This window comes from Haloarcula sp. R1-2 (assembly GCF_011627385.1).
Classification (GTDB): Archaea; Halobacteriota; Halobacteria; order Halobacteriales; family Haloarculaceae; genus Haloarcula; species Haloarcula marismortui.
Genome location: NZ_JAANTG010000004.1, coordinates 66,584 through 80,085 on the forward strand (window position 1 = coordinate 66,584; position 13,502 = coordinate 80,085).

The 13,502-nt window shown below is 64.0% G+C and carries 15 protein-coding genes; 11 read left to right on the forward strand and 4 right to left on the reverse strand.

The annotated features are described in order from the left end of the window. The first annotated feature begins 103 nt into the window (after nt 1-103). The gene (yqeC, locus tag G9C82_RS16420; RefSeq protein WP_127014693.1) at nt 104-823 is read left to right on the forward strand and encodes a selenium cofactor biosynthesis protein YqeC; all 720 of its coding nucleotides are present in this window, start codon (nt 104-106) and stop codon (nt 821-823) included. A gap of 27 nt (nt 824-850) precedes the next feature. Here the strand turns inward: yqeC and G9C82_RS16425 are convergent, their stop codons facing one another. Next, nucleotides 851-1,456, reverse strand: coding sequence for a molybdenum cofactor guanylyltransferase (locus G9C82_RS16425; RefSeq protein ID WP_127014694.1), 606 nt, complete (start codon nt 1,454-1,456; stop codon nt 851-853). A 78-nt stretch (nt 1,457-1,534) separates the two neighbouring features. Between G9C82_RS16425 and G9C82_RS16430 the strand changes: the two genes are divergently transcribed. Genes G9C82_RS16430 through G9C82_RS20935 form a run of 6 tightly spaced genes read left to right on the forward strand, consistent with a single transcriptional unit; the run spans nt 1,535 to nt 5,067 of the window. Next, a complete protein-coding gene (locus tag G9C82_RS16430) occupies nt 1,535-3,307 on the forward strand; it encodes an aldehyde ferredoxin oxidoreductase family protein (RefSeq protein WP_127014695.1) in 1,773 nt (590 codons plus the stop codon). Further along, entirely contained in the window at nt 3,304-4,092 is a 789-nt protein-coding gene (locus G9C82_RS16435) for a hypothetical protein (protein ID WP_121303270.1), read from the forward strand. Before G9C82_RS16430 ends, G9C82_RS16435 begins: the two co-directional genes overlap by 4 nt. Nucleotides 4,093-4,140: 48 nt before the next feature. Next, nucleotides 4,141-4,407 (forward strand): hypothetical protein, encoded by a 267-nt coding sequence (locus G9C82_RS16440; RefSeq protein WP_004956823.1) that lies wholly within the window; start codon nt 4,141-4,143, stop codon nt 4,405-4,407. Next, nucleotides 4,404-4,547 carry a hypothetical protein gene (locus G9C82_RS16445; RefSeq protein ID WP_004516231.1) on the forward strand — a complete coding sequence of 48 codons (144 nt, stop codon included), beginning with the start codon at nt 4,404-4,406 and terminating at the stop codon, nt 4,545-4,547. Before G9C82_RS16440 ends, G9C82_RS16445 begins: the two co-directional genes overlap by 4 nt. After that, nucleotides 4,544-4,888: a hypothetical protein gene (locus G9C82_RS16450; protein WP_004956834.1), complete on the forward strand. Its 345-nt coding sequence runs from the start codon at nt 4,544-4,546 to the stop codon at nt 4,886-4,888. The genes G9C82_RS16445 and G9C82_RS16450 overlap by 4 nt, the downstream gene beginning before the upstream one ends. Before the next feature lie 44 nt (nt 4,889-4,932). Beyond that, on the forward strand, nt 4,933-5,067 hold the full coding sequence (locus G9C82_RS20935; RefSeq protein ID WP_007187729.1) for a hypothetical protein: 135 nt from the start codon (nt 4,933-4,935) through the stop codon (nt 5,065-5,067). Between the two features lie 60 nt (nt 5,068-5,127). Here the strand turns inward: G9C82_RS20935 and G9C82_RS16455 are convergent, their stop codons facing one another. Beyond that, nucleotides 5,128-6,345, reverse strand: a complete 1,218-nt coding sequence (locus G9C82_RS16455) for a hypothetical protein (RefSeq protein ID WP_127014696.1) — start codon at nt 6,343-6,345, stop codon at nt 5,128-5,130. Between the two features lie 96 nt (nt 6,346-6,441). On the opposite strand from G9C82_RS16455, the gene G9C82_RS16460 reads away from it, so the two are divergent. The 3 genes from G9C82_RS16460 to G9C82_RS16470 are packed head-to-tail and all read left to right on the forward strand — an operon-like array spanning nt 6,442 to nt 7,092. Further along, complete coding sequence (locus tag G9C82_RS16460; RefSeq protein WP_011223556.1) at nt 6,442-6,591, forward strand: hypothetical protein; 150 nt, start codon at nt 6,442-6,444, stop codon at nt 6,589-6,591. Further along, on the forward strand, nt 6,591-6,866 hold the full coding sequence (locus tag G9C82_RS16465; RefSeq protein ID WP_011223557.1) for a hypothetical protein: 276 nt from the start codon (nt 6,591-6,593) through the stop codon (nt 6,864-6,866). Before G9C82_RS16460 ends, G9C82_RS16465 begins: the two co-directional genes overlap by 1 nt. After that, nucleotides 6,859-7,092, forward strand: a complete 234-nt coding sequence (locus tag G9C82_RS16470; RefSeq protein WP_004956847.1) for a hypothetical protein — start codon at nt 6,859-6,861, stop codon at nt 7,090-7,092. Before G9C82_RS16465 ends, G9C82_RS16470 begins: the two co-directional genes overlap by 8 nt. Nucleotides 7,093-7,100: 8 nt before the next feature. Here the strand turns inward: G9C82_RS16470 and G9C82_RS16475 are convergent, their stop codons facing one another. Together G9C82_RS16475 and G9C82_RS16480 are read right to left on the reverse strand one after the other, a co-directional pair. Beyond that, entirely contained in the window at nt 7,101-7,727 is a 627-nt protein-coding gene (locus G9C82_RS16475; RefSeq protein ID WP_004956850.1) for a molecular chaperone, read from the reverse strand. After that, nucleotides 7,724-9,859: a 4Fe-4S dicluster domain-containing protein gene (locus G9C82_RS16480; RefSeq protein WP_127014697.1), complete on the reverse strand. Its 2,136-nt coding sequence runs from the start codon at nt 9,857-9,859 to the stop codon at nt 7,724-7,726. Before G9C82_RS16480 ends, G9C82_RS16475 begins: the two co-directional genes overlap by 4 nt. A gap of 233 nt (nt 9,860-10,092) precedes the next feature. Here G9C82_RS16480 and G9C82_RS16485 point away from each other — a divergent pair, with 233 nt between their 5' ends. Next, a complete protein-coding gene (locus tag G9C82_RS16485) occupies nt 10,093-13,494 on the forward strand; it encodes a formate dehydrogenase subunit alpha (RefSeq protein WP_127014698.1) in 3,402 nt (1,133 codons plus the stop codon). Nucleotides 13,495-13,502 lie beyond the last annotated feature (8 nt).

Sequence of the window (13,502 nt, forward strand, 5' to 3'; positions counted from 1 at the left end):
CTTGCTAACTGTTCACAGCACAGCCTATTAAATGGCGTGACTGGTCCGGTTCCGTCATCGGACACGGGGTAACGATTAATCAGGCGACCGCCGTGTACTGCGTATGGATATCGTCGACGCGCTAGACGCACGACATGGGACCATCTGCTTTGTCGGCGCTGGGGGCAAGAAAACGACGATGGCGACGCTCGCAGCGCGACTAGAACACGCCGTCGTCACCGCGACGGTTCGGATTCCGATTTTCGACGGGTGGGTCGAGGACGTTGTCGTGACGGAAACCCCACGGACAGCCATTGACGAGGCGTCTGCGTGGCCGCTAGGCGTCGTCCCGGCACAGGAGCGACCGGACCGCTACCGCGGCTACGACCCGGGGACTGTTGCCGACCTGGCTGATATCGACCATCCGATTCTGGTGAAAGCCGACGGCGCACGGATGCGAGAGTTCAAAGCGCCGAGCGACCGCGAGCCACAGCTCCCCACGTCGGCCTCGACCGTCGTCCCGATTGCCAGCGCCCACGTCATCGGCGAACCCTTGACCGACGACATCGTCCACCGGGTCGACGAAGTTACCGCGATTACCGGGCTCGCTCGCGGTGACGAGATTCGACCGCAAGACGTCGCTGCGGTCCTCGCCCACGAGCAGGGCGGGCTGAAAGATGTGCCAGCCAACGCGACCGCGGTTCCGCTGCTCAACATGGTCGATGACGCGGAACTCGAAACAAGCGCGCGGGCCGTTGCCGAGGCGATTCACGACCAAGTCGACGTGTCGCGTGTCGTCCTTGCTGAGATGCGGAGCGACGACCCGCTGGTGGCAGTCGTCTGAGAGTGAGGCGACACCGGCCCCGCTCGTTCAGAACCGCTCGGCCGCGGCCTCGAACTCCTCACGGGTGTTGAGGTTCTTGAACGTATCCAGTGAGGTGTGAGCGAGCACGTCTTCGCGCTCAACGACAACGTACTCAAGGTCGAACAACGGTTCGACGATTTTGTGCTCACCGCGCTCCAGTGCTCGCTGACAGGCGTCATGCATTGCGTCGGCGTGGTACACCGCCTGTGTCGTCTGAAACCACTCGTCCGGACGTGGGACTGCGGCCTCGTGGGACGCCGCTCGCTCGAACAGGTAGTCGACGAACGTTGGGTCGACAAAGGGCATATCGCAGGCCACCACTGCAGCGTATTCGCTGTCGACGGCCCCCAGCCCGGTCGCGATGCCAGCCATCGGTCCCTGGTCGGGGTCCTCATCGAGCGCGAACGTCGGCTCAAGCGTGTGGTCCGATAGCGCCGTGTCGATGGCCTCGACCTGGTCCTCGCGGCAGTTCACGACGAGTTCGTCGACGGCTTCGCCAAGGCGGTCGGCAACGCGGCGGACCATCGGTGTCCCAGCGAGGTCGGCGACGGCTTTGTCGCTGTTGCCGAACCGCGTCGACCGACCGCCCGCAACGATGACACCTGCGCGCATACCCTGCCTTCTCGGGTCTGGCAGAAAGGTGCTTGGTGCTGTGGGTAATCCTTTAGTCGACAGACGGAAGAGTGAGGTATGATGACAGTAGCCAATCGGGACCGGATGCTCCACGTCGACCTGTCGTCGGCATCGGTCGAGAGCTGTCCGGTTCCGGAGGCCTGGCGTCGCCAGTTTGTGGGCGGCAAGGGACTCGGCGCTCGGTACCTGTACGACAAACTCGACGCCGGCACCGACCCGCTAGGCCCCGAGAACGTCCTGTTGTTCATGCTCGGGCCGGTCTCCGGGCTGCTCCCCGGCGAGACACGCTACGCGGCGGTCACGAAGTCGCCCCTGACTGGCGGCTTCCTCGACTCCTATGCGGGCGGGACGTTCCCGGACACGCTGGCCGGCGCGTTGCAGGACCACACCGGGATTCTTGTCACCGGGCGCGCTTCGGAGCCGGTCAAACTCGTCGTCGAGGCCGACGGCGCGACGGTCGAACCTGCCGACACGTGGGGGCGGGACACGGCCGAAACCGACGCAGCGTTCCCCGAGGCTGCGGTGGCGTGTATCGGCCCGGCGGGCGAGCAGGGCGTCGCGTTCGCGACTATCGCTTCTGACGGCGGCGAACACCACGCGGGGCGGGGCGGTGCCGGAACAGTGATGGGCGCAAAACGGCTGAAAGCCGTCGTCGTCCGCGGTGAGCCGCCGACGGACCTCGCGGAGCTACGGGAGCAGTACGCCAAGCGGTACCGCGAGGGCGACACCGGACAGTGGCTCAACGCCAGCGGGACCGTCGAGACAGTCGATTTCGCCAACGCGATCGGCGCGCTCTCGACGCGCGGCTGGGAAGACGGCCAGTTCGAGGGGGCCGACAGCGTCGGTATCGAGGCCGTACAAGAACTTGCCGCGGGCCGAGAGTACGACGACGCGGACAGTCCCGGCGGCTTTCGCGTCCAGACTGAAGATGGCGAGACCGTGCCCCGCGGGGCGACGGCGATGAGCCTCGGGGCCGGGCTTGGCATCGACGACTTCGACGCCGTGGCGACGCTGGGCGAGACATGCAACCGACTGGGGCTCGACCTCATCAGCGCCGGAAGCGCCGTCGCGTGGGCTATCAAAGCCGGCGACGCCGGCCTGCTTGCGGAATCGCTCGATTACGGGAGTCCTGACGACGCGCGAGCGCTCCTCGAAGAAATCGTCGCGCGGGAGTCGACGCTCGGCGACGCTCTGGCCGACGGCGTTGACGCGGCCTCGGCCCGTCTAGGCGGGGACGACCTCCTGCCGACGGTCAAGGCCATGGAACTGCCCGCGTACGACCCCCGCGGCGCACGGAGCATGGCACTGGCGTACGCGACCAGCGACCGCGGGGCCTGTCATCGGCGGGCGCTCCCCATCGAGCGGGAGGGGTTCGACGGCAACTGGGGCCCCGAGCGGGCGGCCGCGGCCGTCATCCGCGAACAGGACCAGCGTTCGGTGCTGTGGTGTCTCGTCGTGGACGACTTCGTCGGCGACGCGTTCGACGACCTCGGCGCTGAGTGGCTTGATGCAGTCGGACTGGACACGGACGGCGACCTTGCGACAGTTGGCGAGCGGGTATGGACACTCACGCGCCTGTTCAACGTCCGCGAGGGTATTTCGCGGGCCGACGACGAACTGCCGGCAAAATTACAGGAACCGCTCGACTCGGGCCCGAACGCGGGCGCGGCAATCGACACCGAATCCTTCGACGCGATGCTCGACGAGTACTACAGGCAACGGGGCTGGGACGCCGATGGCCACCCCACTCCCGAGACAATCGAACGACTCGGCCTCGCGGACGCCGTCGACCAGTCGACACTACCAGCGGACACAGCACTCGGAGAATGACAGACGAAATAGACCTCGATGAACTCGACGTACAGGACGACGAAGAGACGCCGAACCGGGGCGACTGGTTCTGGAGCGATGAAGGCGACCCCGTGGATGAACCCGACACCGGAGCAACTGGGACTGAATCGGTACGGCCCGACAGCGACGCCGAGGCTGGCAGTCCCGCTGCAGCCATAAATACGAGTCCCGACGCGGCCACTGATGCCGAGAGGAACAGCGGAGAGACGGCCAGCGCAGACCCCGGGGGACAGCCGGTCCCCCACGTCCCGCGGGAGAATAAAGACAAGCCGGTCGGCATTCCGACGGACAGCGGCGGCGCGGGCGGCGCAGCCGCGACTGACACTGACCCGGCCTCGAACGTCGCCGAGGACCCCGCTGCTGGCGAGGCGTCTGTCGAAGCGAGCGGTCCGCACGGCGGCGGTATCGACGACATGACGATGGCCGTGACCTACGACGCGGCCCGGCAGTTCGCCGACCCGCAACTGGTGTTCCGTGAGGCGCGGGGATGGGCCGACTGGGTCGGTATCGTCGGCGACGTGGAGGCGTTCGTCATCAACAAGTTCCAGCGCGACCATGGCATCGACGCCGATTTCTTCAGCGGCGCGGGCCAGGAGCCAGCCGAGCGACTTGCCGACATCGACAAGCACTCTATGTTCTACGCCGAGCGGATGGTCCTCGTCGGCCGCCCGGACGACGAGCCGATTGCAGAGCGGACCGGCTGGGAGTTCATCCCACTCGCCGACGCCGCCGAGAAAGCGGACTGGGACCTCGCTGATGAGTGACGCCGTATATTTATAATGCTTGCTGGTCATTGTCATACACGAACGACAATGACACTCCGAACCGCGGTCCGACAGTCGAAGATACTCACGTTCGTGGTACTGGGTGCCTTCGTCTGGCTGTTACTGACGCTGTTCGAAGTACTGTCGACCATCGACCTCGCGACCGGCACAGCAACGTATGTCGGCCAGAACGCGCTGGGCGGCATCGCCGGGGTGCTGGTGTTGACCATCGTGCTCGGAGCGCTCGTGGTCCTGTACTCCGAGATAACCGAGTCGGACCCGGCCCCACAGTCGTGGCCGCCATCCGAAGAATGACCTACTACAGTTGCGAGGAATGCGGCCAGATGATAGACCTCTCGGCGTTCGAGGGACAGCCGCGCCGACAGGACTGTCCAGTGTGTGAGGAGACGACGCTGTGGACGCCCGAGTTCGAGGGTGAGGGGGTGTCCTTTTGACGCTCGCCTTCGAGGTGAGTGACCGACTGTATGCGGCCGCCGAGGAGTGGGCTGACCGGCGATTAGAGGACATTGACGAGGCGATGGAGACGAAAGTCGAGCAGGCGTTACTGGAGGTCGAGCACCTCGTCTCACAGTCCCACGACGTGGCGTTTGAGGTCGACGGTCGCGAGGTACGGTACGAACCAACAGCCGAACTGGCCGCGTTGCTCCGTCGACAGGCCGAAGAGAGTGGCATCGACGAGAGCGCGGTCCTGAAGATGCACGTCGACCTCTACGCCAACGCGTTCCTTGATGAAGTTACGGACGAGCAGAAACCGCCGGGAACGCCGTCTGAGTGACGGCACCAAAGCTTAAGCCCGACCACTGAGACAGATGATACACAATGGCACACGAAAAAAGCGAGTGGAAACCCAAGGGCGCGACAGAGACATTCAACGACTTCGAGGTCTGGGACCACGGCGTCTGGCCGGGTGACGTGAACCAGAACGACACGACATCGGACGGCGACGAGGAGTGAACCGCTATCGGCGGCAGGTCTTGTCCTATTTTCGTGGCCCACCCTGCACGCGAGCGACAGCTATGGGGCCGGAAAGGCCCGTCTGTCACGCGGCGGGACGTAGAAGTTCGAGCGTGACGCGACTTCGATAAATTCCAGCAGGCCGTTGTTCTGCCGGTCCCGGAGTTCTTCGTGTTCTTCCCGGAGCCACCAGCCGTTCATCGCGTCCCGGACTTCCTCGAAATCACGCGGGCGTTCTTGGAGCGAGAGGAAGTGAATCCCGGCTTGGCCGCCGTCAATCGTGTTGAAGTCGCGCCGGAGGAGAAGCGGCTCCCCATCCTTGCGGGCGCGGGCCACTTTCTCGAAGTGGCCGACCGTTCCCTCGCTGCTCGCGTGCTCGCGGACCATCTCGGCGAAGGGGAGGCTCCCTCTGTCGATGTCCGCCGGAGAGAACTCCGCCGAGAACAGTCGCTTGACGCGGTCTGACTGGGCCAGCTCCCACCAGTTGTCGAAGGCCTCGTTGATTCGTGAGAGGTGTATTGTCGTCCCGCCGGCGTAGGGGCCGTCGTCGATGGTGACGCGGTCCTCGCTGGCCTGCGTGCCGGCCCGGCCGGCAAAAAAGCCAGAGAACATATGTGACTCTTCGGGGATATCGGCGGGGACGCCTTCTGCGTCGGCGTGGGCCGCTGGAAGCCCTTCGCCGACGAACCCGCCGCGGCGGTCTGCGACAGAGAACACGTCGCCGAGTCGACCCTGCACCTCCGCATCCGCAAGCCTCGGCCGCGTGTCGAACATCGCCGACTCGGCGGCGGCGAGGTTCGACGGAACGTCGCTCGCAAGGACGAGCATCGCGTCGAAAGACTGCAAGTCGGGGTCGTCGGTCCGGGAGAGGACCCGCGGGCTGCGTATCGGGGACGAATCGAGCGACCCGTAGGTGTCGAAATAACTCGTCCCCCAGCCGAGCATATGCAGGAGCCCTGCACTGTTGAACTCGTAGGCGTCCTCCAGCGTCCGCATCGCTAGCTCGACGGTCTCCGCGGCAGAATCCGACGGGGCGGCATCAAGGTCGAGCATGAACAGTCGGAAATGACGTGGCAACAGGTCGTTGCCAGCGCCGTCGCTCCGAAGGCGCTCGTTCCAGGCGTGTTGCCGTATCGGGAGGTCGTCGGCCCGCGGGTTCGGGTCGAGGTCACCCGTCGGCGACTCCGCTTGCCTGGCTAGCAGGGATGAACAGCCGCTGAGACCGGCCGCTCCGGTGAGTGCGGAGAGCCGAAGTAGCAGCCCACGGCGCGAAGTCATGGTATACTATCACAGGGTAGGGCTACGCGGAGAAAAACTTTGTCTCATGAGAACAGGTCACAACGGTTTTTTACTTGCCAGTCCGTACCTCACTTCATGTTAACTACACTCATGCACTCGGAATCGGGACTTAACCTCCCGTTTCCACCCGATATGGGTGCGGCAGTCCTCGGTGTCGGGCTGGTCGTCCTCGCTGTCATCACGTACGATATCTATCAGCAGCACTGGGCTGGGGACGGTACCTGATGGCCACCGAACAATCGAACTCCCGGCTGACTGCCGCGTCACTTCTCGGTTATCTCCGAATTCTGGTCTACACCCTCGCTACGCTGCTGGCGTTGTCACTGCTTGTCGTCGGCACGATCGGCCTCATCGCCGAGCTCAAGGGAAGTTGGCACTGGCAGATTCACCTCGAATCGACTATCAGTTACATCGGGCTGTTCGTCAGCCGCCTGCTGGTCGTCCTCGTCCCGCTGTTCGTGGTCCTCGTCGTCGGTCGGCGGGTGGTCCCCGATGCGTGAGCGATTGCGTGCGAACCCATTCGGGGTCGTCGCGGCCGCCTCGGTCACGCTTCTCTGCGTACTGGTCGCGGGCGCGGGAGCGGTCGCGGTCATCGCACAGTCGGTCAACACCTGGCGGTCGCTCTTTCTCATGGAACAGGCGATGGCGTTCCTGCTGCCCGCGGTGAAGGTTCTGATGGCTGTCGGGCTCATCGCAAGCGTCGGGCTCGTGCTCCGAATCCGGTAGCCACCCTGCTAGCCGATCTGGGCGACGATTTCGTCCTCGAAGCGGACGAGCCCTTCACAGATGAGCGCCGCTGCGAGGAACAGTCCGTCATCGGCCTCGTCGCGCATCTCGTCGGCGAATTCGACAACCCACTCGCTGAGGTGTTGCTCAATGAACACCCGCTCGTAGCCGACGGTCTCCTCGTCGCCCTCTCGCTGGCGCTCGATGAGATACCGCAGGAACGCCATTTCGACGGCGATGAAGTCGTCCTCTTCGGGGTAGTTCTCGGGGGGTGCCCAACCCGCCGCGGCGTAGCTGGCATCGACCTCGGCGAGCCCTTCCCCGATGAATTCCGTGTCTCCGCGGTAATTCGTCTCGTGGGGCAACACCGGCGGTCGCGGGCCGACAAGCAGGTCCGTGTACTCCCGTTCGAGGGTGTCCTGCACCGCCGAAACCGACTGGTCGGCGTTCTCGTCGATCCACGACGCAAGCATCTCGAAGCCCTCGTCGAGCTGGTCGTTGATGGACTCTTCCGGCAGTTGCACCTCGCCGCTCAACAGCCGCTCGACGAACGCTTCCTCGGGCACGTCCCAGAACACGTCGATAACGAAATCCACCAGTTCGAGGCGGGCCTCGTAGACGGCCGCGTCGTTCATCGTTTCTCCCCCTGGTCGAACAGCAGACGACTCCGGCAGTCGCTACAGTACTCGAAGACGGAGTGGTCGGCATCGGGAGCCAGACCCTCGACCTGATCGCCGACCTCCTCCTCAATCTTGTCGGCGGAGGCGACGCTGGTGAAGGGCTTGCCACAGCGGACACATTCCAGCATATCGCCCTCGTGGACGGTCACCCAAGCCTCGCCGCCCCTGTTCTCGGGAAGCAGGGAGAGGTCCAGTCCGTCGTGCATCGTAATCGCCGTTTCCGGGCAGCCCTCCTCACAGAGGCCGCAGTTGACGCAGTCCGCGTGGTTGAACGCCAGTTCGCCCTCACCGGTCCGCTGGATGGCGTCGGTCGGACAGAGGTTCGTACAGGTCGGCGTCAGCGTACACGCGTCGTTGACATCCATAACCCCGAAGTCCTTCAGCCCGCGAATCACCTCGCGTTCGGGCTCGACGTGGTCGAGAATAGCTCGAACACTCTCCAAGGTCCAGCCGTGGCTGTCGAAATCGGGGTTTGGGCGAGGGTCCTCCCGGTCGGCGTCGCTGCGGCCGGTCGCCTCGTAGCCGCCGGCCGGAATCGGTGTCTCGTCGAGCCCGAACTCGACGAACCCGGACAGCGACTCGACAAACGCCTCGGGGTTGCCGGCCTCGGGCGCAAAGAAGCCGACCCGGTCACCGAGCCCAAGGTCGGTTGTCGCCTGATTGAGCCGGTCGACTAGCTCTTGCTTGGGATCCGGGCCGGAGTGCAGACACGAGTCGCCACAGCCGACGACGGCGACGCCGTCCGCACCGGCCGCAAGCGCGTGCATGACATGTGCCTCGCCGACCGTGTCCGTGCAGTTGACCGAAACCGGAAGGATAGGCGGGTAGTCGAGGTCGCCTGACTGCACGGCCTTGCGTCCGTGCGCCCGCAGGCGGTCCATCGCGTACTCCGAACAGACGAACGCGATGACCTGGGTGTCGATACCTGCGCTGTCGCCCCGCGAGAGCAAGCCCTCGTCGGAATCGTCTTCCAACAACGCCTCGACTTCGCGGGCGAGCCGTCGGTTCGAGGGCTCGCGGAGCTGTGTCGCGCCCGTCGGACAGGAACTCGTACAGGCCCCGCAGTTCTCGCAGGCCACCTCATCGAACTCCACGGAGTCGATAGTCGGTCGGTCGACCGCGCCGTGAGGGCAGGCGTCGACGCAGGCCGTACATCCCTCCTGACTGGATGCCCCGGCCGCACAGACATCCATCTCGAGGTCGAGGAACTGTGGTTTCTCGATGCCGCCCAGTTGCGATTCGACTGCGGCGATGGTTCCGGCGTCGACCGGCCCGGTGTAGAAGCCCAGCCGGCCGCCGCGAGCGTCGTCGCGGCCGCCGGGGTAGATGACCTGGTCGACTTCGACAGTACGGGTAACGCCGTCCAGATCGATGGCGTCGGTCGGGCAGGTGTTCGTCCACTCGCCGTCGGGCGCGTCCGGATGGATATCAACGGGGAACTCCGTCACCATCCCATCCGGCCCCTCGCGCACACAGTCCATGCAGTCGATACAGTCGTCGGTGACGCGGGCCTCTAACGTGAGCTCGTACTCGCCGTAGGAGCCCTCGATGTCGACGACGCGCCCGCGTTCCATCGTCACGTCACCGAGCCCGTCAACGTCGGCGAAATCCCGCCCGTCCGCGATGAACAACACGTCGGCATCGTCGGTCAGTGACCGCGCCGCGCCGGGGTCGCCCACGATAGCGACGCGGTTCCCAGCGTCTTTCGACACCGTTCGCGACGGCGCTTCCTCACGGAGGCCGGCCTGTTTCGCGTTGATGAGACGGGCCGTCTTGTCGGTGGCCGCTGCCTCGTCGTGGACCCAGGCGCTGGTTTCCCGGTGGTCGACGAACACCGATGCCTCGGGATGAAGGTCGTGTTCGTCGGCAAGCCCGCGGATGCGGTCCTGACACGACGGTTCCGGCGTCGTCGCGATGACCTGATCGAGATCGTACTCCTCGATGACCTGTGACATCCCCGCCAAGCCGTCCTGACAGAGCAGTTCGGAACTGGCGACAACATCGACATCGTCGACACCGTCCCGAACCGCTTCGAGGTCGATGTCACACGATCCCCCACAGGAACACACAAAGGCGCCTGTATTCATTAATCATGCAAAATCCTGTCCCGGTAATAGACCTTGCGGAGTGTTCACACATCTATTCATGAATTCAACCCTAAATACTGGGGAGGCCAGAAAATTTCATGAACTATAATGGCTAACTATGACACATTTTATCATGGAGGGCATTAAATTTGTGCAACGGCTAGATAGACAATGACAAACCAGATTGCGTGGCAAACACGGACAGCATCGGTGATGGGTGGGCACCAGTCACCATGAGTACACAACAGGAACCAGTCTCACTGGATCTCGACCGGCGCTCGTTCATGAAGGCGAGCGCCCTCGCGGGCGGGGTCGCCCTTGGCGTCAGCGGCGCTGGTCGGGCACTTCAGGAGGACGGCGAGGAAACGGACGGGACAGATACGGACACCGAACTGACCAAGACGATCTGCAACTACTGCTCGGTGGGCTGTGGCTTCCGTGGTGAGCGGGAGGGTAATTCCTTCGTCGGCATGGAGCCGTGGCATGAACACCCAATAAATGCCGGGTCGCTCTGCTCGAAAGGGGCCGGCATATACGAGACCGAACACTCCGAGAAGCGTCTCAAACACCCGATGATACAGGAGGACGGGGAGTGGCGCAAACTCGGGTGGAACGAAACGTACGACCGTCTGGCGACAGACATCCGGGCCCTGTGGCCCGACGACGACACCTCTCCGGACGAGGCTGTCGACGTCGACGCGGAGCACAGTCGCGAGAGCGTGATGTTGCTCGGCAGCGCCCATCACTCCAATGAGGAGGCCTACGCCATCAGGAAGCTGGCGGCGTTTATGGGTACGAACAACATCGACCACCAAGCCCGTATCTGTCACTCTACGACAGTCACGGGACTGGCAAACACTTGGGGCTACGGCGCGATGACAAACACCGTTCAGGACTACCGGAACTTCGACCTGAACATCATCATCGGCCAGAACCCGGCTGAAGCACACCCCATCGCGATGCAGCACATTCTCGAAGGGCAGAAACGGGGCGGAACCATCCTCAATCTGGACCCGCGGTTCACGAAGACATCGGCTCACGCCGACGAGTTCATGCGGTTCCGTCCGGGCACCGACGTGGCTCTGATGATGGGGATCATCAAAGAGCTCCGTGACAAGCACGGGCTCGCGATGGACCCCGACGCGGACGAAACTGGGCAGAATATGCTCACTGACCGCGTCCAGGGCTGGGAAGACGTCGACGCGGAACTCGACGAGTACGACAAGGAGACGGTCGAGGAAATCACGTGGGTGTCCGCCGAGGACATCGAGCGCATCGCCGACATGATCGACGAGGCCCGACCACACGTCCAGATCGAGTGGGCGATGGGCGGGACACAGCACAACAACGGGACCCAGAACATCCGCTCGTACGCGGTGGCGAGCCTCGCCTCCGGGAGTGCGGCCCGGAGCGGTGGCGGGCTGCAGGTCATGCGCGGACACGCGAACGTTCAGGGAGCGACCGACCTTGCGGTCGCTAGCCACATCCTGCCGGGGTATTACGGTCTGTCACCGGGTGGCTGGTCGTGGTGGGCTGAAATCTGGGACCGGACGCCCGAGACCAGCGGCGACACGTCGTTTGCGGATATGTACAACCGGTTCGAGCTGATGTCGCCGGAGAAGTACGTCCGCCAGAGCCCGACCTACGAAGGGAGTGAGGACGCGGATTCGCTGCCGCCGAACACCGCCCACGGGCCGAACAACCCGGCGGAGAACTCGATGATGTTCCAGAACGGGCTGACCGTGGCCCGCTGGTTCGAATCGGCGCTTGATCAGGAAGACCGGTATCAGGAAACACCGATCTACCAGCCCGACCAGACGAAAATCGCGGTCTTCTGGGGGCACTCGGCGAACTCTATCAGCGAGATGGAGCAGATGAAAGAGGGGATGGAGAACCTCGACCTGCTGGTCGTCGTCGACGTGTTCCCCTCCGTCGCGAGCGTCCTGCCGGATTACGAGGACGGACCGCCGGTACTGCTGTTGCCGGCGTCTAGCCAGTACGAGCACTACCGGTCGCTGACCAACACGAACCGGTCGGTCCAGTGGTCCGAACCGGTCCGCTCGCCGGCACACAACTCCAAGCCGGACCTCCAGATCATGCAGGAACTGGCTGGCTATCTAGGCTTTGGCGAACACTTCGACTGGGGCGCGGGCTCGGAGCTATACAATGGCAAGTCCTCATACGAGGGCGTCGTCCGCGAGTTCAACCTCGGGACGAACACCATCGGCTACCGGCAGACGCCCGAACGGCTCCAGCAACATCTGGAGTACGACTACGCGTTCTCCAACGAGGACCTCAAAGGAGCCGAAGGAACGCCTGTCGCGGGCGAATACTGGATGCTCCCCTGGCCCTGCTGGGGCGAAGACCATCCGGGGACGCCGATTATCTGGAACGACGATCTGGACCCCAACAACGGGGGCCAGGACTTCCGGACCCGCTGGGGCGTCTCGGCACCCACGCCTGAAGACTGGGCCGATATGCCGACAGACGACGACTACCCGATGCAGGAGACGCTCGACGCTGTCGGCGACCGCTACGAGAGTCAGGAGGAAGCGCTCGATCTGACCCGGGCACCGTACAACCCCGCATGGGCCGACGACGACGACACGGCTGCGGACGGCATGATCCACGGCATCCCGGAGTACCCTGGCTGGAAGGTGACGCCGCCACAGAGCCTCATCGATCCGAATCAGGAGGTCCAGCCGGACGAACTCACCATCCCGCAACAGTACGCACTCGACAATCAGGAGTCGGTGTACACCGCCGCGCAGGCGCTGAACAACCCCGACACCGGGAGCGCAGTGTTCGACGAGTATCTCGAAACGATGATCGGGGAAGGCGTCGACCCCGAATTCTACGAGCAGTACGACTTCAAACAGCCCGACGCGCCGACCGGGCGCGGCCGGGCACGCGCCGTCGTCTGGAGCTTCCTCGATAAGGTGCCGGTGCACCGCGAACCCATCGAGGGGCCGGACACGGAACTGCTGAACGAGTGGCCGGCGAACGGCCAGCAGCGGAACTTCTACCGACTCGACCAGAACAACCTCGTCGAACAGGAACAGGCGACGGACATCATCCACAATCAGGACGACGGGCCAGATCTGGACACGATCATGACCAGCGGTCGGCAGGTCGAACATCAGGGCGGTGGTGCGGAGACGCGGAACAACATCCACACCGCCGACCTCCAGCCGCATATGTACGCTGAGATAACGCCGAACAAGGCGGAAGAACTCGGCATTGACGGCGGCGACCTCGTCGTCATCTCCTCGACGGACCGCGGTTCCGTGCTGGTGAAAGCCCGCGTGACGGACCGGCCGAACGACCGAGAAGTGTTCCTGCCGTACCACTGGGGCGGCGTGTTCAAAGGCGAGAGTCTGGAGGACAAGTACCCTGACGGGCACGTTCCCTACGCTATCGGGGACTCAGCGAACGCCATCACGTCTCGCGGCTACGACGTTGAAACCCAGATGCAGGAGACGAAAGTATCGATGGTCGCGGTCAACCCGGCGACGCCGGAGGTACTGGACCGGTACAATATTGACGTGGACCTCGACTTTGACTTCCCGCAGGACGTGAACGACGTCGGGACGCAGAAGGACTTCGATGTCCGCGACAACTCGACGGTGCAATGAGGTGAGCT